The following is a 24,638-nucleotide window of genomic DNA, read 5'->3' on the forward strand; positions in this document are numbered from 1 at the left end:
ATCTTGTCCTCTAAAGAACCGGGTCGAGGGGACCCGCTGTTCGAAGGGAGAAGTATATCAAGCCTCCAAATTAAACTGCAAGAAGATTTTTAAGCAAATTAGACATTTTAGCCATGCATTGTATCAGCGCTAACAAATTACATTTAGCCATCTAAACATCTTGACATCTTAAATTGAGCCACTATTCTAAATAGACGTTTAGCCATCCAAAACCAATGACAAACCAAATTTATGAATCATAACTCTAATATCATGCCCATAGGCAATTCATTGAAATTGTCGTTAGGTGGTGAAATCCAAGCTCCGCAAATTGAGTACCGCTTAGTTGGTAAACCCAATGCTCCTGTCATTTTAGTGATGGGCGGGATTTCTGCTGATATGTTCGTTACTAATGAGGAGCAACTGTCTAGTCTCAATATATGCGACTCAAATGATTCAACGATAAATTTAAAAAAAGGGTGGTGGCATGATATTGCTGGGCCCGCGGTAAGTGATAATTCAAATACAGAATATGACCTTAACTATGAACCGGCGTTGTCGACAGACAAGTTTCGAATTTTAAGTATAGAGTTTTTGGGTGGCAATGGCCGTTCATCTTCAGTTAAGTCACCCCTCTCGTTTGATCGCAACAACACCATTTTGCCTCAAGACCAAGCTAATGCCATTGCCCTACTGCTCGACAAACTTAATATTACCAAGTTGCACGCTGTGGTAGGCAATTCATATGGAGGCTTTGTCGCACAAGCATTTGCTATTCAATACCCTAGTCGCCTAAATCAAGTTTTTGTGATCTGCTGTGCACACACTACGCCAAACAAGGCAAAAGCGAATCGTGCAATACAGCGCCAAATCATCAAACTGACACTTGAAAGCCCGAACCACAAAGAGGGGTTAAAGCTCGCACGCTCCTTAGCTATGCTGTCTTATCGCGCCGACGATGAGTTTGACGGTCGCTTTTCGGCTCAACCGTATGAAAGGAACGATAGCTTTCGTTTTGAGTTTGAAGACTATTTAGACAGAGCTGGTGATCATTTTGTAAACCGTTTTTGTCCGTATGCCTATATCACCTTAAGTCAATCAATCGACTTGTTTGAGATCAACCCTGAGGAAATTAAGGTTCCTATTGTCACTGTCGCATTCGATACCGATGTGTTGATCCCAGAGCATTTAGTAAAGGAGTTATCAGACAACTCCAGTTCCAAATCCAGCCATTATTTAATTCAAACCCCTTTTGGTCACGATGGATTTTTAAAAGAAACTCAGGCCCTAAACAAAATTTTTAACCGCCATATCAAAAGTGAAGCGGCACCTCAGACCAAAGCATTAACTTCAGGAGAACACTCATGACTCGCAACTACTCAAATCAAACCGCAGCGATTCGAGCTGGCCTAGAGACAGATGAACAATTCGGTGCTGTTATTCCCCCACTCTACCTTTCAAGTAATTACACGTTTGAGGGATTGGGTCAGCCACGTAAATACGACTACACGCGCTCAGGTAATCCAACTCGTGATAATCTTGCCACTGCCCTAGCTGAGCTAGAACAAGGTGCAGCTGGCATCATTACTTCTTCAGGAATTTCGGCCATTCATTTGGCGCTTCAAGTACTCAATCCGGGCGATCATTTAATTGCCCCGCACGATTGTTATGGGGGCACTTATAGACTATTTACCAAGCTTGCTGAGCGTGGATTATTCGAAATCGACTATGTAGACCAAAATGATGAAAGCGCATTGAAATCGGCTTTGAAATCTAACACTAAACTGATTTGGGTTGAGACACCGTCAAACCCATTGCTACGTGTATATGACATCAAAAATATTTGTGCACTCGCTAAACAAAAACAGGCCCTCGTCGCCGTTGACAATACCTTCCTGTCACCGGTTCACCAGCAGCCGCTAAAACTTGGCGCTGATATTGTTGTTCACTCTACGACTAAATACATCAATGGTCACAGTGATGTTGTTGGTGGCGCTGTAATTACCAAATCAAAAGAACTTGGAGAAGAATTAGCTTGGTGGGCAAACTGCTTAGGCATCACAGGAGCACCGTTTGATAGTTATTTGACGCTTCGAGGTTTAAGAACATTACATGTACGCCAGCAGCAACATGAACAAACAGCCAAAAAGGTTGTCGCCTTCTTGTTAGGCCACAGCGCAGTGGACCGCGTATATCACCCTTCTTTACCAACTCACCCTAACCACCATATTGCGGTAGAGCAGCAAAGTGGTTTTGGTGCTGTACTAAGTTTCGAACTCGGACTTACTCAACCACAAATTGCAGCCTTCTTTTCACATCTCGAGCTATTCTCTCTGGCTGAGAGTTTAGGTGGAGTTGAAAGTCTCATTTGCCACCCTGCAACTATGACCCACGCCGCTATGGATGACGCAGCTCGCCTAAAAGCCGGTATCCGAAATAATCTTATTCGAGTGTCTATCGGTCTTGAGCAAACCGAAGAGCTGATTGCCGACTTGCGCAACGCATTAGACAAGGCCAAACAATGGGTCGAACCACAATCAGCCTCACATTCAGAGATCAATGAGGTAAGCCATGCCATTTGAAGCCGAAGTTCCTAACATCCAAGTTCACTCTGGTGAACCTATCCGCGTCCACGAGGTATTTAAATTTGGTGGTTCGAGCCTAGGGACAGCGCCTAGAGTTTTAGCGGCGGCTCGTGCCACTTTAGCTGAGAGCAACGTCAGTGCTGTCGTTGTTTCTGCTAATGGTAATAACACCGATCATTTAATCCAACTGTGTGACGATAAAGCCTTATTAGACGAAGCTCTTACCGGTGATTCAAAATTATTAGCCAAGCAATTAAAAACGTTAATTGAGCAACAAACCGAACTTGCCCGATTATGTATATCAGACAAGTATTTAAATGAATATATTGAGCTTTTACATCAAGATCAAAATTCAATTTCAAGGTGGCTCAACAATGGTCACCCTAACCTAACCAGAGCAGATATCATTGCCTATGGCGAAGTATGGTCGGCCAGATTATTCGCCCTTGCCCTCGAGTTTTTGAATGAACAAAACAAAAACCGAAAGTTTACCAGCTCTCGTTGGATAGACGCCCGCAATGTACTTAGATTTAATAAAAATGGCTTTTGTGAAAGTACTAGTTTCGCCAAGTTACAAGCGACCTTAAACCAAACAAAAACAACTCATGAACGCAACATCAATGTAATCACAGGATTTGTCGCATCAGACCACATGGGTAAAACCATTCTGTTAGGAAGAAACGGCAGTGATTATTCTGCGAGCCTCATCGCAAGTTTACTTGATGCTAAAAAAGTTACGTTTTGGACCGACGTTGATGGTGTTTTCTCTGCCGATCCAAACAGCGTGTCTGAAGCGCGACGACGAGACGAGTTGTCTTATCAAAACGCCTTTACTTTGTCTCAACTCGGTTCTCCTGTGTTACACCACCGCACCCTAAGCCCGCTTGAGTCCAATGCCATAGAATTGACCATTCGTAGGCTTGATACTGAGTACGCATCAAACCAAAATAATACTGAGACAAATAAGTTAAAAGTAGGCTCAAGTATTCGCCACCAGGATTTAAATCAAAAAGAAGATTGGATTGTCCATGTCAAAAAAGATCTGGCTCTCATTGATTTAGAGTGCGTACCTGAGCAATACCCTATTTTGCTGCACTTTGAGAACAACATTGGTCAATTGCAAACAAACTCATTAAACACTGCATTGAGCCTCGCCCTCATCGACCCGCAGTTAGAACTACTTACTCTCGACAATACACATGCCGATTTTAAACACGTGAGTTTGATCAGTGTTATTACCCATAACAGCCACCAATTACAAGATTGGTTTGCTCAGTTTTTTACGCAACATAATATAACGCCAATACAGTTGCTTACTATGCCAAATGCATTGGTTGCCTTGGTCGACGACAAGCAACTCGACGATGGACAATCGACAGCGTCTAAAGACAATATAGAATCACTGTTGCATAGCGCCCTTTCTAATTTGCATACCGAGCTTCTAGTCGGCCTAATCGGCCCTGGGCAAGTTGGCGGCGAAGTCTTAGATCGAATCGCATCACTACAACCTGAGGCTAACCTAGCAAAAAGGTGTCGTTTTGTATTGCTTGCCAATTCTAAGCAGCAGGTAAGTTTAAATGAGTTAACGCAATGGTCTAGCACCTTGAATGAATCATCCGGCTTAAAACAAACAGCCGACCAAGATTTAGTCCAATTTTCTAAAAAGTTAAAAAGCTTAGTACACACTGATACGGTTCAGTCTGTCATCATTGACACGACTGGTAGTGATCAAGTTGCGACTTATTACAGTCAATTTTTTAGCGATGGTCACCATGTCATCACAGCCAACAAAGTTGCGGGTTCTTCACATTCGACCAACTACCAGCTTCTTCAACACGTTGCACGAGATAACGCTGTTAAATGGTTATATGAATCAACGGTAGGTGCAGGTTTGCCGGTCATCCAAACAATTAAAAATTTAATTCAGAGCGGCGATCGAATTCACAGCATAAAAACAGTATGTTCAGGTTCATTGGCATACATATTTAATCAATATAGTCAGGGGACCCGATTTTCTGAAGCGATTGCCCAAGCCAAACAAAAAGGCTTTACCGAGCCAGACCCACGTCTGGACCTATCTGGTATCGACATCGCAAGAAAATTAGTGATTTTGGCTCGTGAGGCTGGTGCCAACTTAGAGCTCAACGACATTGCTTTGCCCAATTGGTTGCCGAATTCCGTTTGTGATGCGCCATCTCTAGACATAGACAAACACGCAAACCAACTCGATGCGTATTTTGACAGTCAGGTACCGACTACACCAACGGCACTCGTGCCATTGGCACAAATAGATTTTCAATACGGTATACAAACAGACCAGCCTGGTTATATCGTCGCCAACGCTCGTCTTGAACTGACCGATGTAGACTCTGACTCACCGTTTCACGGTTTATTACCAGGTGATAATTTGTTCTTGATAGAAAGTGAGTTTTATCAAGACATTCCACTAGTCATTCGAGGACCCGGTGCTGGGGCTACGGTTACTGCATCAGGAGTACTTGCTGATTTGTTGACGTTACTTTCAAGTAAGCATTTATAAAAGCAGCTATTGATAAAAGTGAACGTTAATAAATTTAATTGCGTATTGTGTGGAGGTTTAAAGGGGTTCAAGTTAAAATTGGACAAAAGCAGTAAAGGTTCAAAAGGCACTTTTCAATGAGTGAAATACGTTCACGAGTCAGCCTACACGTAGGCAAAGCAGGCAATATTCCTGCAGAAATTGTTACTTTTAAAGAGTTTAAAGAAGGTAACGAACACATAGCGGTTATTTTTAAGCGCGCAGATTTAGAGCAAGACGCACCATTGGTCCGTATTCATTCTGAGTGTTTAACTGGTGATGTATTCCACTCATCTCGCTGTGATTGTGGTGATCAATTAGATGAAACCATAGAACGCATGGCTGAAAATGGCGGTATTATTTTGTACATGCGCCAAGAAGGACGTGGCATCGGTCTGTACAACAAACTCGATGCCTATGTTTTGCAGTCAGAGGGGATGAACACATACCAAGCCAACAAAGCGCTTGGTTTTGGTGAAGACCTACGTCAATACGGTGATGCAGTTCACATGTTAAAGGCGTTAAATGTGAGTTCATTGCAATTGGTGACCAATAACCCAAGAAAGATCAAAGCAGTGGCTGCTGAGTTCAACCTAGTATCTGATCAACGAACTGGCACCTTCATTAAAAAAGATAACCTAGGTTACTTACAAACCAAGTCTGCCCACGGTCAACACATGTTATGTAAGCATGATTTAACTGACGACACAGCTCAGGACCAGGATATAGCGACTGAACGAGCAGCGAGTTAATCGTTAGTTATTACAAACGATTCAAAACGGAAAAAGGAAGGCTTCGCCTTCCTTTTTTTATTAATTCATTCAGAACCTAAACAACCGTCTGTTGCTCCGTTGGAGTTTGAGCTTCAGCTTTTTCAATATTCAGGCTTTGTTGCTCACGTTTTATTTTGCTAACAGTGCGTTGTACTTGCTTGCGCCAAATATACTCAAGTGGCCCTTGATTGAATTTAAGCTTGTACAAACTCGCAAGTACAAGCTGAATCACAGCAAAACCGAGCGCCACTATAAAGTATTCAAATAAATTTAGCTGTACCGAAAGCTCAGTAAAATACACTCTAAATATCAAGGTCATAACCAATGACTGCAAGATATAAAATGTAAACGCCATCGTTCCGACTTTTTTCACCGCTCGAACAAGCCACGAGCCAGAAGAGGCTAAATCAGCTTTAACCACGAAGTGCCAAATAATAAGCGCCATACTTAACCCAGACAACGATGCCAACACACCTGACGCACTTTGCCAAACATCTGGGTGAACTATTGCGATAAAGGCGTCAATTGCAGAGACAACAAGTGTCACAAGGAGTAGCTTGATTAATGCTGGCCGAGTAAAGCCGGTTTTTAACGCCCCAGATTTGTATAAACCCAGGCCAATAAGCATAGTGCCTACAATATAAAACAAGCTTAGTATCGGAAAAGTAACAACATAAGCAACAGCAATAAAAAGCGAAACCATAACCCACTCCCAATAAGGAGCGTGTGATGTTGAGATAGCCTCATTAAATGCTTCCGAGCCACGGACCATCGGCTCTCCAAAATACCCAGCTAACGCCCATTGTGTTGCTAACACAAGCATACCAATAGCAAAGAAAGTCTTGCCAACTTTAAGGGTCTTTTCGGCACTCCATTCCAAGCGGTTTAACAAAAACAATCCTGATAGTGCATAAACTAGCAGTATATCCCCAGGCCATATAAATACGCAGTGAATCGTGCCAAAAAGAACTAGCCAAAACAGCCTAGATTTAAGAATGGGCTTGGGTTGTAAGTTTTTGTTTTGGTAATTTTGCCACTGAATATAAAGACCCACCGCAAACAAAATACAAAACAAGCTTCTAAAACGGCCATCAAACAAAAATGCGTTTACACCACGCATAATTTGATCTGCTAGTAAAACGGGCTCATGCATGACGTAACCAAGTTCAAACATTCCCATATGAGTTATGTTCAAAAACAGTAACCCCAAAACAGCAAGGCCTCTGAGTAAGTCTAAGTATTGGATACGAGTTGGGGAGATAGTTTGAACAGTTTCAGATGACGAAACTTCAGATGGTATACTGGACATAATTTGGCCTTCCTTTGACTGGGCTCCATAAAACCAAGAGTCAGTCTAAAGAAAAGCCAAAATAAATCCCAGTATTTCTGTACCAGATAGCCGTTGTAATTTGTTTCTAAATGTTAACTAAAAACAAATCACATGGAGCGTAGTTCGCAACACCATTTGCAGTCGACCCCAACATGCCGGTGATACCCTTTTCAGAGTGTGTCCCCATAATGATCAAATCAGCTTCAATCGCTTCGGCTTTACCAATAATTTCACGATATGGTTTACCGACTTTAACTGAAGTACGCTTGCGACTAACATCATATTTAGTGGCAATCGCTTCCATCTTAGGCACAATTTCTTCTTCTAGCTTAGCTTGGTAGTCTTTTGGCAATAAGGTGTATGAAATTACACTTATCAAATACACTTTTGAATCAAACTTCTTGGCAATATCCAGAGCTTTTTTAACAACCTGCTCGCCTTCATCACTTGCTTCTATCGCAACTAAGATTTTATCGTACATTATCTAATCCTTATTCGTGAAACACGTTTACCACTGATTTTTATATTTCTAAGTGTAGCTTTAAATTAAATGAAATAAATTGATTTAAAACAACTTTCTCTTCTTTGTATAAATAGTTATTTAATATTACTAATCACTCTAATCCAAGTCCTTTCTTCCATCGTTTTGCATAGTAGAATTCGCGATCTTTCTCGAACAACACAAAGTGATCTCTATGTTTTCTCGATTTTTCTCACTATCACTGTCAAAGCAAATCTTATTTGCCTTTTTGGCCGCTATCGCTTTTGGACTTGTATTTAAAGATGCAGCCTTAGCAATTAAACCTATCGGAACAGCCTACATCAATGCCATTAAAATGGTGGTTATCCCATTGCTGTTTTTTTCTATAGTAAGTTCGATTTTCAATTTTTCAGATCCGAGTAAATTAAAACGACTGGGACTTAAAACAATCGGCGTATTTTTGTTAACCGCTTTAATTGCGAGTTTAATCGGCTTAGGCGTTGGTACGGCGTTTAATTGGACCGACAGTATTCAAATGTCCTCAGAAATCGACAAAATAAGAGTTATTCCTAGTATTGGGGAAGTTCTCTCAGGTTTCATCCCTGCAAATATTGTAGACGCAATGGCTAGTGGTAAAGTAATCCCCGTTGTGGTTTTTTCGGTAATTCTTGGCTTTGCAGTTCTTAAAACAGGTCCTGCTGCTGACGCATTTAAAGCCTTTATCGTATCTGGTAACGAAGTTATGGCTTCGCTGATGCGTATTGTGTTGGCAGTAACACCAATCGGTGTTTTTGCTATTTTGGCCGCAACCGTCAGTCAATTTGGTCTTGAAACGTTGTTGCCTCTCGGTCAATTTATCCTAGCGGTTTACTTAGGTTGCTTAATTCACATCGCGGTTACCTATTCGAGCCTGGTATATGCCTTTGGTAAAATGAACCCAATTTCATTTTACAAAAACATCTTTGAGGCACAAGCGACGGCCTATAGTACTTGCAGTAGCTATGCAACACTGCCAGTAACTACTAAAGTCATTTCTGAAAACTTAAAGGTCGAAAAAGGCTTTGGGTCTTTCGTCGCAAATATTGGTTCGAGTGCCAATATGGACGGCTGTGGCGGCATTTATCCGGCGATAGCGGCGATATTTATTGCCCACATCTACGGCATCTCTTTGGATATGGTTGACTACGGTATCATTACCATGACTGCGGTCATAAGTAGTATCGGTACTGCAGGCGTACCTGGTGCTGCATTGGTCATGCTAACGGTTACACTTAATGCCGTTGGCTTACCATTGGAGGGTATCGCCATTGTAGCTGCAATTGACCGCATTATTGATATGATGCGAACAGCCACCAACATTACAGGCGATGCAGTCACGGCTCTAGTGGTTGCTCAAAGCGAAGGGCTGGTCGGTAACGAACAACCTGATAATACAAAAAACATAAATCAAACCCAGGTTAACTCAACAAACGCATCCATAGCATAAGTCGTTATACCTTTAAGTTAATCATCTAATAAAAAATGCGAGCACTTGCCTCGCATTTTGTTTTTTGTTAACTACCTATGTGTGCAGTCATTTAAAATGATTACTTGGCATCTCTGAACAGTACTTCAGGGTTTACCATTGTTTTCATTTCTAAGACGTTGCCATTTGGATCTTCGATAAAAAACGTCTCTTGCTCAAACTCAGTTCCAACAAAACGTCTGTAAGGCTTATCAAGGTATTCTAATCCAGCAGCTTCAATACGCTGTTTTAATGCCTGAAACTCATCTTCTGGCATATGTACGCCAAAATGAGGAACTGACACCGCGCCCATATCAACGTCGTGTCTTACTGTTGGCAAGCGCTCTTCGCTTTGATGAATTGTTAGTTCGTTACCCCAAAAATCAATGTCGATCCAACGGCCTTCCTCACTATTACCCGAACGACAACCCATAACTTCGCAATAAAACTTCTTTGCAACTTCCAGGTCACCTGCAGGAATAGCTAGATGCAAACAATTAGACATATCTTATTTACCCTTCAAAACATGGTGTTTATTTGCCGCTATTATAATTAATTCCACAATTAAAAAAAGCGTTGCTATTGAATACCTAATTACACATTGATGTAAATCAAAAAGGAGTTTGTTCGATCCAGAAAAAGCCGAAATTTTTTAACCCTATGTCTGCCTTGAGTTTATTGACAACTCCCGAGAGTCTACTACTTATTAAATACACGCTTTTCGCCAAACGTTCCCGTTTTAGCGCAATAGATTAGACGGATATTTTGATGTAACAAACAAACTATAAACACAAGAGATTGATATGTTTAACTTTACTAGCAAAAACTCTCTCGCAGAACAAGCACTCGCACAGACAATCGTTGCTGTCGTAAGCATAGACGAAAATAATAATGTAACTTTCTTTAATAAAGCTGCGGAAAAATTGTGGGGCTACACAAAAAGTGAGGTTCTCGGAATGAACGTTAAAATGTTAGTTCCCACCGAGCATCAAAGTAACCATGACAGTTATGTAAATCATCATAGAACATCAGACATAGATAAAATCGTTGGTAGCTCTCGAGAAGTGCAACTCGAAACTAAGTCCGGTAAGCGAATATGGGTACAACTTTCTCTTTCTCAAGTGAAACTCAATGGCAAAAAACACTACACAGCCTTAGTTCGAGATGTAACGGCAGAGCGAGATCAACGGGAAATTGTTGAACAAACCCTCGAACAAGCACTCGACGCAGTGGTTTGTATTAATGAGCACAACTGTGTGACTTTATTCAACAAAGCCGCAGAAGAACTTTGGGGTTACGATCGTAATGAGGTATTAGGCGAAAACGTTAAAATGCTTGTACCACAGGCTATACAGCCTGAGCATGATGATTATGTCAATGCCAATAGGACCACAGGCCAAGACAAAATTGTCGGTACGAGCAGAGAAGTAAAAATAGAACGTCGTGATGGCGAAACGCTTTGGGGTCGCCTGTCGCTCTCTAAAGTTAAATTAGAAGGTCGAACACTCTATACAGCGTTCATAAGGGACGTTACCGAAGAAATACGGCAGAGGGAAATGCAAAAAATGATTTCGCTAGTCGCAAACGAGACCGACAATGCCGTTATCATCACCCCACCTAACGGCAAAATTCAATACGTTAACAAGGGATTTGAGCGTCTCACAGGTTACAAATCAGCAGAGGTTATTGGCCGTAAGCCAGGTGACTTCTTACAGGGTGAAGAGACCGATACTGGTACTGTTGATCGAATTAGACATCACTTGAGTGAACGCACTCCATTCTACGAAGAAATACTTAACTACCACAAAGACGGGACTCCTTATTGGACCGCCCTTTCAATTAACCCGGTGTTTGAAGATGGTGAGTTAACCAACTTTATTGCGGTTCAAGCTGATGTGACCCGAGTCAAGCAAATGGCGTTGGACTTTACCCGTAAACTCGATGCCATTGGTAGTGCCCTTGTGCTTTTAGAAATGAAGACCAACGGCGAAATAATTGATGCTAACGATTTGCTGATAGAGACGATAGGCAGCCGTGTTGTTGCTGAACGAATGGCTCAAGAAGTTCTTGCCCTTATTTCTGGTGACAACAAGACCAAGCTCGAAAGCAAAGGCTTTTTATCTATGGTTTTCGATTTTGATGTGGATGGTCGCTACTTTGCATTTGATGCAAGACTTAGTGCCCTTAAAGACTTCCAAGGTAACGTAACTCGTTACGTGTTCTTTGGTATCGACGTAACCCAAAGAAAGCAGGCAGTAAATGAAACACAGGCTGCAACTCAAGAGCTTGTTACAACGAGTCAAACTATCAGTTCAATCGTTGGTACAATCAATTCTATTTCAGATCAAACTAACTTGTTAGCCTTAAATGCAGCTATCGAAGCGGCTCGAGCCGGTGAGTCTGGTAGAGGGTTTGCAGTTGTTGCTGATGAAGTTAGGACATTAGCAGGTAACTCAAGAGAGTCTAGTAACGAGATTGACAAACTCATCCGTGAAACGGTAGCAAAGATAGACGAATTGGCGTCTTGGATTAAGAAGATTGATGCCTAACTCTATACTCATTTTTCCAATAATAAGGCGCTGATTCAGCGCCTTTTTTGTATTTGAACAATTAGTCTTTCGAAGGTTGGCGTAAGTCCATTATTGGCATAACGCCCTGACCGCCCATCATGGTTGTTGGTAACTTACCATCCCATTGCTGTGCTTCTGTAAACTTAACAATTAATGGATTTTCTTTTAATGCTTTTGCTTTTGCTTGAATTGCTTCTGCTTCAGCTTTACCTTTTAGCAAAATCGACTGAGCCTCAGCTTCTGCAACCTTAAGTATTCCTTTTGCTTTTGCATCAGCCGTGTTTACAGCGCGTAATGCCTCTAATCTCTGACGCTCTAGTTTGTGCTCTTCTGCAGCCGCTAGGTTTTTTTCCGTTTGTTTTATCTCAATGGAATTAATGTACTTCTGAGGTAAAACAATATTCTCTATTTGGATGTTATCAACAATAACCGGAAAGCCTTCCATCTCTGCAGCCAATCTATGTTCAATCCCTTGAATTGCAGAAGCGCGATCTTGGATTAATTGCTCAGCTTCAAATTGAGGAATCGTATCTTTTGTCGCTGAACGGAAGCGCGGATCTAATATGCGCTGCTCAAACTGTGTTAAGCCACCATAGCGCTTAAATAAGTCTAAAGCCGCTTCTTTATTTACGGTCCAGTTTACTGAGACTTCAACCGTTACTGGCATTTGCTCTTTTGTACTCGATGCCATTTTTTCGGCATTTTTACGAGTTCTTACCTCGATCATCTCGACCGTCTCGATGAACGGTATTTTTAAATGTAATCCAGGGTTTTCTTGGTGTTTGGCCTCACCGAAACGCTTTACAACACCAACATGACCTTCAACAACGATAAAATAAGAGTTAAAAATGACGACAAGCAAAATCAATCCAGGAATAACCTTTTTTGCAAGGCCCGCCTTAAAAAAAGAATTAGCTTTTGAAGTGGCTTCATTTGCTTTAGATGATCTGGATAAGTCCATGTGTTAGTTCCTTTAATTTTCCTTTAATATAAAAAAGCTCGAGCCGAAATCTCGGCACGAGGCTTGAAAACCAATGTTTTACTATAAAATACGACCGCTCTTCAAGTGTAAATCTGTCTTACTGAAGTAACCCAACTATCAATTCACTTCTCGATTAAATAGGTATTTACTGACACAGCGCCATCAGCTAAGTATTACTGACCGTTGATTTGGCTCTACCCGTCCTTTTTTAATGGCATGGGCCATATGGCCTATAACAGGACTGGGGTTACCTTCGCCGTCAACCAAAAAATAAGAGTGGCCCTTCCGGTCAAACTTATTATTAAATTCGTCACAATCGACTTCAAATACAGATTTTGGTAATCGCTCTAAGTGTTCTGGGCCAGTCATACCCAGCCGCCTTGAAGCTGTCATATTTTTAACATTAGCAACTTTCGAAGCGGGCATCGCAAAATCATCGTTGGCGTAATATACAACTGTATTCCTTGCCGATGAAACTACATGATGACCTCGCTGATTATTTTCCAAAATCTCATTTTTGACATCCGCTGCCATCATAAAAACGTTGCGAAATAACTGCGGTACTTCACCTCCTGGTAGCTTTTTAGCAAAGTGTTCGAGTGCGTTTACTAACACTCTATTTCCCATTGAATGTGCCAATACATTAATTCGCCTAAAACACGGGTGAAGCAATTGGTCTTGAGAATGTCGCCATTTGTTGAATTTAAGTAGCGCTCTTGCAAAGCCAGGCCCAGAAGCATCAGCTGCATCTTGGTCGTCCCAGTAATCTCCTATAAAAGCAGCAGGTGAGTCATCATCACAAGGCCAAATTACCGGTACTACCCTAACCAAATTCCCCTGCTGACGATCAAATTGCCTTTGTAATACTTCCGCATTGTTAAAAATATCAGGCTCCATGTTGTTGTTGAAGCCATGAATGTATAACAATAGTTGTACGTCATCAGGCCAATTCTTAAGCTCATTGAAAAAAGGCTCACTGGTAATTTCGGTGTAATCACCAATACCATTGCGGCGGCAAAAATAAAGATTCTGCGAAACTGTGGTGTTTTGGTAATTAAAGGTGACACTGCGATTGCGTTTGCTTCGTGCAGATTGATTGGGTAATCGGTTAGTAATAAATAACATATCAACTCCTTTGGTATGTTGAGTTACCTAACAACCAGTTTTGTCCAATTTTTGCGCAATTACAATAACTACTCTCTAATTTAAGTTTATGTTTAGAAACTCAATCCTATATCACCTTTGAATAGCGAGCTTGTGCCGCTTCTGGTAAATAGGCGTCAAAAGCCATACATACTGTTCTAATGATAAGTCGTGCTTCAGGAGCTACAGATAAATGAGTCAAGTCGTTGTTTACCAGACCATCTTTTATTAGCGGTTGTAGTACTTTTATCGAATCTGCAAAGTATTGATCAAAATCTACTTCAAAATACTCGTTTACTTTGGGTTTGCTTAAATTAAGGTTACACATGAGCTCTGCGATTACATATCGCCTGACCATGTCATCCTCACTTAACACCTTGCCTTTTTCTATCGCGTGACCTTGTTCAGCAATTGCGGTGTCATAATCTCGTAAAGATTTATGGTTTTGGCTATAACAGTGGCCTAAACTACTGATCGCCGATACACCCAAGCCCAATAAATCCGTATCCCCTTGCGTGGTATAACCCTGGAAATTTCTGTGTAGCTGTCCAGATCGCATAGCAATCGCAAGCTCATCCGTTGGCTTTGCAAAATGATCCATGCCGATCATGTCGTAGCCTGTTGCTAGAAAATGCGCCATCGCCATTTGCATTAATCCAAGTTTGGCCGCAGCACTAGGTAGCCACGTATCTTTGATTTTTCGCTGAGCAGCAAACCTATCTGGTAAATGTGCATAACTAAATAGTGAAATCCGATCAGCGTTAAACCCATTAATCACCTTCAATGACTCAGCAAAGCTTTGTTCAGTTTGATGGGGTAAGCCATATATTAGGTCAATATTTACAGAGTCAAAACCAACCAAGTGAGCACGCTCTATAAGTTGTTTTATAAATCCAGACGACTGCTGACGGTTAATGGCGATCTGTACCTTAGCTGTAATGTCTTGTACGCCAATACTCATTCTATTGAATCCCTCGTTTGCTAGGTGATCAACATAGTTTAAGTCTAGGTTTCTAGGGTCTATTTCAATACTGACTTCTGTACGTTGTTTAATCTTAAATAAGCGCCTAACCCATAACATTAGTCGGCTTATCTGAGCTTCACTCAAGAAACTTGGTGTGCCACCTCCTAAATGAATTTGACTCACTTCTCTGTCTTTTAATTGTGATGCCCTATATGCCATTTCTTGTATGAGCATATCTAAGTAGCGATCCGCTTTTTCTGGGTGACGGGTAACGATTTTATTGCAACCACAGTAGTAACAAAGTGAATGGCAAAATGGGATGTGGATATACAGTGACAAATCTCGATTGATGCTTGATTTGATGCATGCCTCAAACTCATCATTTTCAAAAGATTCCTCAAATTCCAATGCGGTTGGGTAGGAAGTATATCTAGGTCCCCGACTATCATATTTTTTTAACATGTCATTATCGAATAAAGCACTCAGTTTGTTTACTGTCATAGGAGGTTCTTTAATTAACTTCAGGCATTCTGAATTTATTTACAATTTGACAGTTATTTTAGGCAGCCATAAAAATAAGAGATTGATAAAGATCAACTATTCTTCTGTTTTAGCAAGAACATAAAACCACAGGTAGGCAATCAAATTTAGTTGCTTAATAATATGCAATTAAATTTAATTGCACAATTAAATGCAATCAAATATAGTTGCATTTAAAATCCTAATTAGGTAGATAAAAATGATTGCAGTTCTTACAGGAGATATCGTTCGTTCCACTAAAATGTCGGAACGACAATACCAAGACTTGATACAGCTGTTACGCGAGCATATTTCTACTCTGAGCAACTCTTATCAAGCTCGAGGGCAAGTCTATAGAGGGGATGAGTTTCAAATTCACTTTCCTGACCCTGATTTTGCAATAAAACAGACTATTTTATTAAAGTTGCTGTTAATTACATCTCCTGTGATTAGTACGCCAATTCACTGTACCTTGTCCTTAGCCTTCGGCCAACACAGTGTTATGGACGCTTCGCCAGGCACCTCAACAGGACCTGTTTATGTCGACTCGGGTCGTAAGTTAGACACTTCGCAAAGAGAAGCTCTTGTTGTTACATTCAGTGATTGCCAAAATGACCCAAGCCTTACACTTTTAACAAGCTGTATTAGCCACCAACTGAACAAATTAACTCAATCTCAAGCTGAGCTCTTGCATATGTATATCGACAGCGATTTTGTTGAACATCAAAAACTTGCTGACAAATTAGGCACAAGTCGACAGAATATAAGTAATCGCCTATCGAGTATGGGTGCTCATTTAATTCGGGATTATATTCAACTGATTAACCAAAAGCTTAGATAGGACAGTTAGGTCGCCATGGAATTACTCATTTTGCTCATTGTTACCCATTTCATTGCAGACTTTTACTTACAACCAAAGGAGTGGATTGACTGTCGATTCGACAATAAAGTTCGCTCAAGAGGTTTGTATAAACATATCTTGGTACATTGTGTTTTAGTCGGATTGGTTTTGCTGTTTTATGCTCCGAGTTTTTCTTACGCTCTGGTTATGATGTTAGGGATTGGATTAAGTCACTTTACGATTGACCTTTGGAAAGCTGGTAAACCAGCCACAACACCGTACTTTTTAATCGATCAAGTATTACACATAGCTGTTATTGTCAGCTTGTGGGTATATGTGAACGGTTCGCACATACAGCTCTTGGAGTTTTTAATTCAAACAATTACTAACCCACATGTATTAATCATTGTCCTTGCTTATATTTTAGCGTGTAAGCCCGCCTCTATTTTGATCAGTATTATTTTAAAACGACATACAGCGGCACTATTTTCAGCACAAGCCTCCTCAACAACTCCTTCGGACCCCAACATAGGGCTAGAAGCAGCAGGTAGATGGATTGGCTATATTGAACGGTGTTTAACTCTCACGTTTTTATTTATGGGCCAGTTTTCTGGTATCGGCTTTTTAGTAGCTGCAAAAACAATTTTTAGATTTGGTGATCTCACCAAAAACAACGACAGACAGCTAACTGAGTATATGTTGATTGGAACTTTGTTGAGCTACACCATTGCTCTAGCCATAGGTTGGGGAACCATGGCCTGTTATCGATTTTTATAAAAACAGAGTTACTATTTAGTGGCTGTGTTTCAAATCTTTACGTCGTTACAAATTCGACGTTGAGTTCTGAGTCTAAACAACACGCCGTTAAACCGTTGCCGCTGACTACAGAAAAATCGACACAAATTACATTGTCGCTCATAGGTTTAGGTTTACCCTGCATCCAGTAGTGGCCAATCACACATAAAGGTTCATCTAAACCATAAAATGGCACTTGTTGAGTCAAGTCCATGTCAATATGTGATAAGTCTAGATCTCGCTGTCGAGAAATATCATTTAATTTACTGTCAGAGTCAGACCACCAGGTTACTCTGACTGCATTTCGGGTGTGACCATCTTTGTCGTTAAAGTACAGTCCCTCTGGCAACTTTACTTCAACACCTTTTAATATTCGCTCGATGGCAAAGTGTTCTTTCGAAGAGCTATCACATGCTTTAACCAAAAACTCACGTGTCAGTTTATTATTCTGTAACGACTGTTTAATAAATGATATTTGTTCAGGATCCCAACATGCGTGTACTACTCTGAAAGGCTTGTTACTGACTGCCGTTTTTAGTTCTAAAAACAAAGGCAGAGTCATAAAAAACTCAAGCACAGCTTCTGTTTTGGCTTTGCCTAACGGAAACTCATTCAAAAAGGCTTGATGTTGTGCTTTATTTTTTTCGGTGTGAGGTCTCAGGTAGCAGTTAGGCTCACCTGGATGTTCAGTATGAAACGCCAACGCATTAAACTCGTGGTTACCCATAACAGCGCGGGCATGACCATGTTTAACCATTGGCATCACTATATCGAGTACTTTTCCATGCTCAACGAGGTCTTCACCTCGATCAATAAAGTCGCCTACAAAAATAGCGGTCGCCTCAGGGTGAGAGTAACCTGTTTCAGTCATCTTGTACCCAAGCTTTAAAAGCAAATTTTCTAATTCAGTACCATGGCCATGGATATCACCAATAATATGGTACTCATTGCTTTCATTCATTTTTACGACCGCCATAAACGCCCTTGTTGTATTGAGCTAAAGATAAAGCTACAGCGACTTCAATAGTTCTTCCACTGCTCGTTTTAGCTGTGGATCAACGTTTTTCGCCTTGTACGCTGGCGGATTAAAGACTTCAATATCTGGTTGCGCAGGGACAAAGTCCATATTTGCATCCGAATCTTTTACAAACCAACCTCTAAATGGCATACGCACAATTGAACCATCTACTAAGCTTTGTGCACCAGTACTAATTACGGCACCAAATGTAGGTCGACCAACTAATTTGCCAAGTCCCAAGGCTTTGTATGCATGAGAGAAAATCTCCGCATTCGAATAGCTCGACTCATTACTCATTGCAATTGAAGGCTTAGTCCAAGCTGAAAGCGGCAAACGCTCTGAATATGGATACTCATTTCTGAATTTCTTTTGATCGCGTTTTAAATTATCTGATGCGCCACGAGGAATCGTGTAAGCGTGTTGCTTAACATTTAATACTGCCATCAAATAGTCTGTCGTCCAGCCACCGCCGTTATAACGAACATCAATTACGATGCCTTCCTTACCGTAACCCGCTGCCATTAACTCACGTTCAAAACGTTCAAAACTAGTCCAGTTCATACCGCGAATATGCAAGTAACCTAAACGGCCACCTGAATATTCTTCGGTTAACTTACGTCGAGTTTCGACCCAATTGTCGTATTTTTCATTGTTCAATGACGCTGTTGGCCAAACAACAATTTCTTGAGCTTCTCCAGCGCGCTCTATTGCGACTAAAACAGGCTGGTTCGCTTGCTCATTCAATAGTGCATATAGGTTTTGGTCCGTAACAGAAACCTGATTAATATGAGTAATAACATCATTCACCATTAGCGTGCTGTCTTCACGAGCAGCAGGACTGTTGTCCAGAACAGAGGCCACCATTAAGCCTTTGTCCGTTGGGAACACTTCAACACCTAACAAGCCTGTTCGTGTGCGCTGCGTTTGTTTTTGGTTTTCACCTCGATAAAGCCCCATATGACTTGCATTTACTTGGCCTAGCATCAGGTTAAATACATATTGAAAGTCTTCTTTTGTCGACGCTTTTAAAGCCAGAGGTCGATATTGCTCTTTAAGTGCTTGCCAGTCATTACCGTGAAAGTCAGGATCGTAAAACCCTTCATTTAATGCCTGCCATGCTTCATCAAAGATTTGTGCTCGTTCAGCCATGTGCTCAATACTTTGATTAGAGATTGTGGTCAGTTTTTCAGCTTTGTCAGTCTTAGTGTTGATCTTTTCTAAATCCCCACGGCCGGTAAGCACGAACAGGCTCTTGCCGTCTTTGCTCAAACTTAAATTGCGCGGCATTTTATTGCCTTTTAAAACGCGTTTGTTCTCTTCTCCATTCCATTTTATTTTGAACAGCTCGCGGTCCATTGTGAAGTTTTGACGACCAGCACCACCAATCGCGTAATATACATATTCACCCTTTTTATCGAAGGCAAACGACGACTCATTACCTGCATATCGAGTGACCTGTTCGAGGCGTTTGTAAATATCATCCAAGTCAATTTTCAATGGTTCAGCTTGTTTTTTGTCTTTTTTGTCTTTTTCTTCAGTCGGCTTGTCACTGTCAGACTCGTTCTTAGCAACTTTGGCTTTCGCAGGTTTTGCTGGCTCATCATCAAATTCATCACGCTTCCATTCTTCTTTAGAGCGTTGCCAGTCGCTTTCTTTTAGCCATGCAAACCAAATGTCGTAATCGCCATTATTACGCATAGAGACAAAACCTAATTTGCTACCGTCTGGCGACCAAACTGGGTTGTAATCCCCTTTAGGATGCATACTTACGTTGACTGGCTCTTTTGAATTATCGGCAGCATGAATAAAGACTTCGTTGTTAAACGACAAGTCTGCTTTTGAATACGCAAGCCAAATACTGTCGGGTGACCAACTAATACCACTCGGCGTCGCCCAGCCATCAACTAAAGTTACCTCATTATTGAGGGTTTGCTCTTCAGTAAACTCGGCTACTTTTAAGATACCGCGACCTTGCTGATAAGCCAGCTTTTTACCGTCTGGCGATACGATAGGATTACGCTCTTGAGCTGCGGTTCGAGTTAACGGTTCGACTTGATGCTTTAAAGACTTAAAGATATTAGATTCTTTATCGTCAGCAGATGTCAGTTTGAACAAATCATTTTGACCATCGCGATCTGATACGAATACAAGCGTATTATCATCCAACCAAGTTACATCGCGGTCACGCGCCGCCCCCGTTGTTAAACGAACCGAACGTTTGTCTTTTTTGTCATTGCGTTTAACAAACAAATCACCACGTACGGCATAAGACACTAACTTACCGTTTGGTGAAACACTAAACTCATTGATTGAGTTTGTAGTCTTTTTGTTGGTGATAGGATCAAATCTGAAGTCTGTCGGTATTGCTACTGAGAGCGACTCAGTCTGGCCATTTTTGACCATAGCCACTTTATCTGCGGCTTGATAAACCAGAGTATTAGCAGAGTTATCAATACTGAAGTGCTCTACACCAAACTCAGACTCATTAGTCACTTGTTGCGCTTTGCTCGAACCGACTTTTTGCTTAAATACATTGTATTTACCGGCACGTGAAGAGATGAAGTAAAGCTCGTCGTTACTCGCCCACTGTGGCATAAAATCATTGCCATCAAAATCACTTAGCTGCTCATATTTACCGGTATCAACGTCATAAATCCAAATGTCTCGGTTTGCCGGGCCACGGTAATCTTCACGTGCAACTCGACAAGTACCGCGTACAAAGGCAATCTTCTTGCCGTCCGGTGATACAACCGCATCAAAACCCAGCGCATCCATATAACGGAATTCAGTGGCTGCGTCAGTTTGGTCAACACCAAAAATTTCCCACTCTCGCTCTACTTCTGCGTATAAACGACGAGTATTAAACAAAACCTGCCCGTCATTGTTGAAACCTAATACTCGGTCAGGCGCACTGTGGTACGTCAAACGATCCGGACGACCACCGATACTTGGCATTACAAAAACGTCATCATTACCAAAACGGTCACTACTAAAGGCAATACGCGAACCGTCTTTTGACCACTTGGGGCTTCGTTCATACCCTTCGTGAATGGTTAAACGGTTCACTCGACTGCCATCTAGTGGCATGGTCCAAATATCACCTTGATAACTGAATGCGATTTGAGTCCCGTCCGGACTAATTTCAGGCTGTAAAATCAGTGGACTCGATGCTGAGTCTGTACTCGCATTTGCACCTAAAGCTACCGAAATTAACAAGCTTGTTGCCAGTTTTTTCATAGTATTGCCTATATTTAATTAGAATTATTTTTATATACGGTTTGATCTAACCTTCCATCATTGCGGAAAAGCTAGGCATTCGCAATTAATGCCTAGCAATCAAAAAGGTAAACGAAAGATTTTGTGGGATGGACTAAAAATTAAATCTCCGTATTAAATGCTTTTAACGTAAGATTCAAACCAGTCTGTATCGGTAAAATCAGTCAACCTAAAACGCTCTCGGCCGTTCCTAACCACGACAAGCACAGGTAAATCGGTCACTTTAAAATGATGGAACCAGTCATTTTCCACATCAATTTGAATCGAATGTTGGACATCAAATTTCTTGGTAAATGCCGCAAGTTCGTTATCCCCAGTCCATAGTCGAGACACGACCGTTTGAGTGTTAAGTTTAGGCCCCAAATTTGCCAAGCGATTCATTAATTGTTGAGCTTTAATAGCCTGCGCTGCAGTTTCTGGGCGAGTTTCTTTGATATACCAATGTGCCCAAGTTGACGTCAATAAAATCAGGTGTGTTTGGTCACCACCTAGCGCTGAATGTATCAAATCGTCGTTAGTCTTTGCCGTTACCGTTAACGCATTTATTGACTCTTGAGTCAAAACTTGTGATGAAGCATTGGTAGTTTCTGAGCACCATTTAGGTTGAGTTAACGCAGCGATATTTTTGTCGAGCGTTGTATTTGTATCATGCCCTGTAAAAACCAGATTCATTTGCTTATCGAATAACAAATGATAAGGCGTGCCTTTAACTTTAAATGCATGAGTCAATGCACCATCTGAATCAATGGCCAGAGGCATAGTTAAGCCAAATTCTTGCTGGGCCTGATGAACCGTTTTCACATCGTCACTGATACCTAGGTTGATGCCTATCACCATCAAGTCTTCACCATAGGTCCACTTTATTTGCTCGAAATGGGCCATTTGTTCGCGACAAGGCGCACACCAACTGGTCCAAAATTTGACGTAGACCGGTCGCTGGCCTTGTAGTTGTTTTAACGTTAGGACTTCACCGGTAATTAAGCTTATCGGAAGGTTCAGTATCTCTTTGGCGATGTTTGACTCTGTGGCTTTGTTGGCCTGATTACAATTGGGCTGGGCACCCGCGGCATTTTTTGTGTCTGACATGGTATGAGTTTGTATTGTCATAATAGGTTTTCCTTGTGTGTTATTTAACTCCATACAATGTATCTATATTTTAAATTGGTAGAAGTGACTAGAATTCCCTATATTAATGAATAACTTTCACGCAAAGATTTTGTATGCTCTGTCGTTGAGTAAATAAATGGAATAAAAAAGTACGAGACAAAATGGACAAATTTAAAGGTATGTCGCTGTTCATGTCAGCGGTAGAAACTGGCAGTTTTGCCGCCGCAGCAAAAAAACACGCAACGGACCCGAGCAACGTCAGTAAAGCAATGAAAAAGCTGGAAGAGCAGCTAGGAGTTCAGCTTTTTTATCGCTCAACACGCAAATTAAGCCTTACCGCTGCGGGTCAAAAATACGCGGATTCTGTCGGTCATATAGTCGCTCAACTGCAAACGGTTGAAGACGAGCTCCTTTCTGACAATGACACACCACAAGGCCCTTTGAAAGTGAATTTACCCGTTGCTTATGGCAGAAACTATATTTTGCCCATGTTAGCCAAATTCAAAAAAGCCTACCCACTTATTGAGCTTGATGTCAGTTTTAACGATCACTATGTCGATATGATCAGCGAAGGCGTAGACGTTGCTATTCGCAGTGGCTCATTGGCCGACAGTCGTTTAGTTGCTCAAAAACTCAGTCCTATGTCCTTTGTTCTATGCGCTTCGGCCAAACAATCACTGGACCTCCAAGATATATTTGACGGTGACCAGTTAAACGAAGAAAAAATGCGAGCTCTACCTTGGGTTCAATTTCGGTTCCGACAAACGGGGCGATGTATGCCCATCGACTTTTCATATTCGGGCAAACATATCCAAATAAAGCCCAGCTCTACCACTATTGTTGATGATGGCGGTGCATTTGTAGAATTATGTGCAGAGGGCGTCGGTTTAGCGATGATCCCTCATTTTGCGATTAAATCTCAGGTAGAGGCCGGAAACATAAAAGTCCTCGCCAAAATAGACGAGTTTGCCAATTCTGGCGTTTTTATTGTTTATCCTAAACGTCAGTATTTACCAAAACGGTCGAGGGCATTTATTGACTTTGTTAAGGCTGAGCTCAAAACAATGGGCGAAACGGCCAAAACGACATGGCTAGATTATATCCGTCATTCCTTAAGAGAGTAGCCAATCACTTTACCCATCACGTTTTGTTGAGCATCCATACCACCGATTCGATATAAAATACCGTTGTGCTCTAACAAGCCTCTGTGATCCATGGTCGATGTTTTTGACGGTTGAATAATTTGCCATTGATTGTTTGAAACGTCAAAACGCCATACATGACTACTCGCAGGGGCTGGTTTACCGTCGTATCCCATACCATCGTAGTTATAAGGGTTGTTTGAGCCACCAATCATATAAATCGCCCCCTTATAACTTGCTGCAGCCATTCGGTAATGCGCATCTGCCGTTGGGTGTGGGATGGTTCGCCAGTCAACTTTTGCAGGGTTATTTTTATCTATAGTGCCCTTTAAACATTGAGCTACGTCACCAAAAGAGCGGCGTCGGTTAGGATTGGCGACCGTCTCGACACCATCACACACAACCATCACGTTGTCACTAATAGCTCCCGCCTGACCGAATACCGCTTTACCTAAAAAAGGTGAGGCCTGAAACCAAGAATCAGTCTCGATGTCATACACCTGAGTCAGGTTCACGTTACCATCATTGTGCCAGCCACTAACCAAATAAATGTATCTGTCCTGATAACTCAATGCCACGCTGTCGTCTACCGGTACTGGCATCGATGCTAGGCGTGTATACGTGTCTGATGTGACTTCATATTTAAACACATCTGGACTAGATATTTCGGTGTGATCTTCGGCAACCGTATAACCACCAAACAAATACGCATCTGCACCTATGCCTACAGCAGTCGAGGCTAACCTTCCGGTTAAACTCAAACTAGAGGGCACATTTTTTTTCTGTTGCCACTGACTGTCACTGAGATTTTTAGCAAGCTTTAAAGCAAACACTTTGTCGTGTACATCACTATGGCTTTTGCCTTTCCCTAAGCCCATAAAACTCAAAAAGTAGACCTGTTTGCTTTCCTCCTCAGTACTCACAGTGACCTTCGCCACCGCGTTATTCGCAACGGGTTCAGGCAAATCCGGTATTTCATAAAGCGTATTAGAAGAGGCAACAATAAGGGCAAACAATAAGCTCATACAGGCTCCAACAAAGAATTAAAAAAGGTAACTAAGCCCATAGCATA

General features: G+C 41.5%; 19 protein-coding genes. 9 read left to right on the forward strand and 10 right to left on the reverse strand.

The window, feature by feature from the left end; all coding sequences use genetic code 11:
- Positions 1-270 precede the first annotated feature (270 nt).
- The 4 genes from J1N51_RS03225 to ribA all read left to right on the forward strand — a co-directional run bounded on the left by J1N51_RS03225 (position 271) and on the right by ribA (position 5,873).
- Positions 271-1,347 carry an alpha/beta fold hydrolase gene (locus J1N51_RS03225; protein ID WP_208832555.1) on the forward strand — a complete coding sequence of 359 codons (1,077 nt, stop codon included), beginning with the start codon at positions 271-273 and terminating at the stop codon, positions 1,345-1,347.
- Positions 1,344-2,561 (forward strand): cystathionine gamma-synthase, encoded by a 1,218-nt coding sequence (gene metB, locus J1N51_RS03230; protein ID WP_208832556.1) that lies wholly within the window; start codon positions 1,344-1,346, stop codon positions 2,559-2,561. The genes J1N51_RS03225 and metB overlap by 4 nt, the downstream gene beginning before the upstream one ends.
- Positions 2,551-5,103, forward strand: a complete 2,553-nt coding sequence (locus tag J1N51_RS03235) for an amino acid kinase family protein (protein ID WP_208832557.1) — start codon at positions 2,551-2,553, stop codon at positions 5,101-5,103. The genes metB and J1N51_RS03235 overlap by 11 nt, the downstream gene beginning before the upstream one ends.
- Positions 5,104-5,219: 116 nt before the next feature.
- Positions 5,220-5,873 carry a GTP cyclohydrolase II RibA gene (gene ribA / locus J1N51_RS03240; RefSeq protein ID WP_208832558.1) on the forward strand — a complete coding sequence of 218 codons (654 nt, stop codon included), beginning with the start codon at positions 5,220-5,222 and terminating at the stop codon, positions 5,871-5,873.
- Between the two features lie 76 nt (positions 5,874-5,949).
- On the opposite strand, the gene J1N51_RS03245 is transcribed toward ribA, so the two are convergent.
- Both J1N51_RS03245 and J1N51_RS03250 read right to left on the reverse strand, forming a co-directional pair.
- On the reverse strand, positions 5,950-7,203 hold the full coding sequence (locus J1N51_RS03245; protein WP_208832559.1) for a DUF418 domain-containing protein: 1,254 nt from the start codon (positions 7,201-7,203) through the stop codon (positions 5,950-5,952).
- Positions 7,204-7,309: 106 nt separating this feature from the next.
- Positions 7,310-7,705 (reverse strand): universal stress protein, encoded by a 396-nt coding sequence (locus J1N51_RS03250; RefSeq protein ID WP_208832560.1) that lies wholly within the window; start codon positions 7,703-7,705, stop codon positions 7,310-7,312.
- Positions 7,706-7,919: 214 nt separating this feature from the next.
- Between J1N51_RS03250 and J1N51_RS03255 the strand changes: the two genes are divergently transcribed.
- On the forward strand, positions 7,920-9,191 hold the full coding sequence (locus J1N51_RS03255; protein WP_208832561.1) for a dicarboxylate/amino acid:cation symporter: 1,272 nt from the start codon (positions 7,920-7,922) through the stop codon (positions 9,189-9,191).
- A 100-nt stretch (positions 9,192-9,291) separates the two neighbouring features.
- Here the strand turns inward: J1N51_RS03255 and J1N51_RS03260 are convergent, their stop codons facing one another.
- Positions 9,292-9,714 (reverse strand): VOC family protein, encoded by a 423-nt coding sequence (locus J1N51_RS03260; RefSeq protein ID WP_208832562.1) that lies wholly within the window; start codon positions 9,712-9,714, stop codon positions 9,292-9,294.
- A 298-nt stretch (positions 9,715-10,012) separates the two neighbouring features.
- Here J1N51_RS03260 and J1N51_RS03265 point away from each other — a divergent pair, with 298 nt between their 5' ends.
- Positions 10,013-11,758, forward strand: a complete 1,746-nt coding sequence (locus tag J1N51_RS03265; protein WP_208832563.1) for a PAS domain S-box protein — start codon at positions 10,013-10,015, stop codon at positions 11,756-11,758.
- A 61-nt stretch (positions 11,759-11,819) separates the two neighbouring features.
- Here J1N51_RS03265 and J1N51_RS03270 read toward each other — a convergent pair whose 3' ends face one another.
- The 3 genes from J1N51_RS03270 to hemN form a co-directional block, all read right to left on the reverse strand.
- Positions 11,820-12,740, reverse strand: a complete 921-nt coding sequence (locus J1N51_RS03270; RefSeq protein WP_208832564.1) for a prohibitin family protein — start codon at positions 12,738-12,740, stop codon at positions 11,820-11,822.
- Positions 12,741-12,923: 183 nt separating this feature from the next.
- Entirely contained in the window at positions 12,924-13,886 is a 963-nt protein-coding gene (locus J1N51_RS03275) for an alpha/beta hydrolase (RefSeq protein ID WP_208832565.1), read from the reverse strand.
- A 106-nt stretch (positions 13,887-13,992) separates the two neighbouring features.
- The gene (gene hemN, locus J1N51_RS03280) at positions 13,993-15,369 is read right to left on the reverse strand and encodes an oxygen-independent coproporphyrinogen III oxidase (protein WP_208832566.1); all 1,377 of its coding nucleotides are present in this window, start codon (positions 15,367-15,369) and stop codon (positions 13,993-13,995) included.
- A gap of 238 nt (positions 15,370-15,607) precedes the next feature.
- Here hemN and J1N51_RS03285 point away from each other — a divergent pair, with 238 nt between their 5' ends.
- Positions 15,608-16,228, forward strand: coding sequence for a hypothetical protein (locus J1N51_RS03285; RefSeq protein ID WP_208832567.1), 621 nt, complete (start codon positions 15,608-15,610; stop codon positions 16,226-16,228).
- A gap of 15 nt (positions 16,229-16,243) precedes the next feature.
- Complete coding sequence (locus J1N51_RS03290; RefSeq protein ID WP_208832568.1) at positions 16,244-17,005, forward strand: DUF3307 domain-containing protein; 762 nt, start codon at positions 16,244-16,246, stop codon at positions 17,003-17,005.
- A gap of 37 nt (positions 17,006-17,042) precedes the next feature.
- On the opposite strand, the gene J1N51_RS03295 is transcribed toward J1N51_RS03290, so the two are convergent.
- The 3 genes from J1N51_RS03295 to J1N51_RS03305 form a co-directional block, all read right to left on the reverse strand.
- Entirely contained in the window at positions 17,043-17,999 is a 957-nt protein-coding gene (locus J1N51_RS03295; protein ID WP_208832569.1) for a metallophosphoesterase, read from the reverse strand.
- A 33-nt stretch (positions 18,000-18,032) separates the two neighbouring features.
- Complete coding sequence (locus J1N51_RS03300; RefSeq protein ID WP_208832570.1) at positions 18,033-21,278, reverse strand: S41 family peptidase; 3,246 nt, start codon at positions 21,276-21,278, stop codon at positions 18,033-18,035.
- A gap of 153 nt (positions 21,279-21,431) precedes the next feature.
- Positions 21,432-22,424 carry a TlpA family protein disulfide reductase gene (locus tag J1N51_RS03305; RefSeq protein ID WP_208832571.1) on the reverse strand — a complete coding sequence of 331 codons (993 nt, stop codon included), beginning with the start codon at positions 22,422-22,424 and terminating at the stop codon, positions 21,432-21,434.
- A gap of 161 nt (positions 22,425-22,585) precedes the next feature.
- Between J1N51_RS03305 and J1N51_RS03310 the strand changes: the two genes are divergently transcribed.
- The gene (locus tag J1N51_RS03310) at positions 22,586-23,548 is read left to right on the forward strand and encodes a LysR family transcriptional regulator (RefSeq protein WP_208832572.1); all 963 of its coding nucleotides are present in this window, start codon (positions 22,586-22,588) and stop codon (positions 23,546-23,548) included.
- On the opposite strand, the gene J1N51_RS03315 is transcribed toward J1N51_RS03310, so the two are convergent.
- Positions 23,530-24,591 carry a Kelch repeat-containing protein gene (locus tag J1N51_RS03315; protein WP_208832573.1) on the reverse strand — a complete coding sequence of 354 codons (1,062 nt, stop codon included), beginning with the start codon at positions 24,589-24,591 and terminating at the stop codon, positions 23,530-23,532. The genes J1N51_RS03310 and J1N51_RS03315 overlap by 19 nt on opposite strands.
- Positions 24,592-24,638: the final 47 nt, after the last annotated feature.

The organism is Psychrosphaera ytuae (assembly GCF_017638545.1).
GTDB classification, from domain to species: domain Bacteria; phylum Pseudomonadota; class Gammaproteobacteria; order Enterobacterales; family Alteromonadaceae; genus Psychrosphaera; species Psychrosphaera ytuae.

Bases quoted from the DNA above. Each gene is read 5' to 3' on its own strand.
- J1N51_RS03305 (WP_208832571.1), bottom strand. From the start codon at position 22,424: ATGACAATACAAACTCATACCATGTCAGACACAAAAAATGCCGCGGGT.
- J1N51_RS03295 (WP_208832569.1), bottom strand. From the start codon at position 17,999: ATGGCGGTCGTAAAAATGAATGAAAGCAATGAGTACCATATTATTGGT.
- J1N51_RS03235 (WP_208832557.1), top strand. From the start codon at position 2,551: ATGCCATTTGAAGCCGAAGTTCCTAACATCCAAGTTCACTCTGGTGAA.
- J1N51_RS03315 (WP_208832573.1), bottom strand. From the start codon at position 24,591: ATGAGCTTATTGTTTGCCCTTATTGTTGCCTCTTCTAATACGCTTTAT.
- ribA (WP_208832558.1), top strand. From the start codon at position 5,220: ATGAGTGAAATACGTTCACGAGTCAGCCTACACGTAGGCAAAGCAGGC.
- J1N51_RS03250 (WP_208832560.1), bottom strand. From the start codon at position 7,705: ATGTACGATAAAATCTTAGTTGCGATAGAAGCAAGTGATGAAGGCGAG.
- J1N51_RS03270 (WP_208832564.1), bottom strand. From the start codon at position 12,740: ATGGACTTATCCAGATCATCTAAAGCAAATGAAGCCACTTCAAAAGCT.
- J1N51_RS03255 (WP_208832561.1), top strand. From the start codon at position 7,920: ATGTTTTCTCGATTTTTCTCACTATCACTGTCAAAGCAAATCTTATTT.
- metB (WP_208832556.1), top strand. From the start codon at position 1,344: ATGACTCGCAACTACTCAAATCAAACCGCAGCGATTCGAGCTGGCCTA.
- J1N51_RS03300 (WP_208832570.1), bottom strand. From the start codon at position 21,278: ATGAAAAAACTGGCAACAAGCTTGTTAATTTCGGTAGCTTTAGGTGCA.
- J1N51_RS03285 (WP_208832567.1), top strand. From the start codon at position 15,608: ATGATTGCAGTTCTTACAGGAGATATCGTTCGTTCCACTAAAATGTCG.
- J1N51_RS03265 (WP_208832563.1), top strand. From the start codon at position 10,013: ATGTTTAACTTTACTAGCAAAAACTCTCTCGCAGAACAAGCACTCGCA.
- J1N51_RS03310 (WP_208832572.1), top strand. From the start codon at position 22,586: ATGGACAAATTTAAAGGTATGTCGCTGTTCATGTCAGCGGTAGAAACT.
- J1N51_RS03290 (WP_208832568.1), top strand. From the start codon at position 16,244: ATGGAATTACTCATTTTGCTCATTGTTACCCATTTCATTGCAGACTTT.
- J1N51_RS03275 (WP_208832565.1), bottom strand. From the start codon at position 13,886: ATGTTATTTATTACTAACCGATTACCCAATCAATCTGCACGAAGCAAA.
- hemN (WP_208832566.1), bottom strand. From the start codon at position 15,369: ATGACAGTAAACAAACTGAGTGCTTTATTCGATAATGACATGTTAAAA.
- J1N51_RS03260 (WP_208832562.1), bottom strand. From the start codon at position 9,714: ATGTCTAATTGTTTGCATCTAGCTATTCCTGCAGGTGACCTGGAAGTT.
- J1N51_RS03245 (WP_208832559.1), bottom strand. From the start codon at position 7,203: ATGTCCAGTATACCATCTGAAGTTTCGTCATCTGAAACTGTTCAAACT.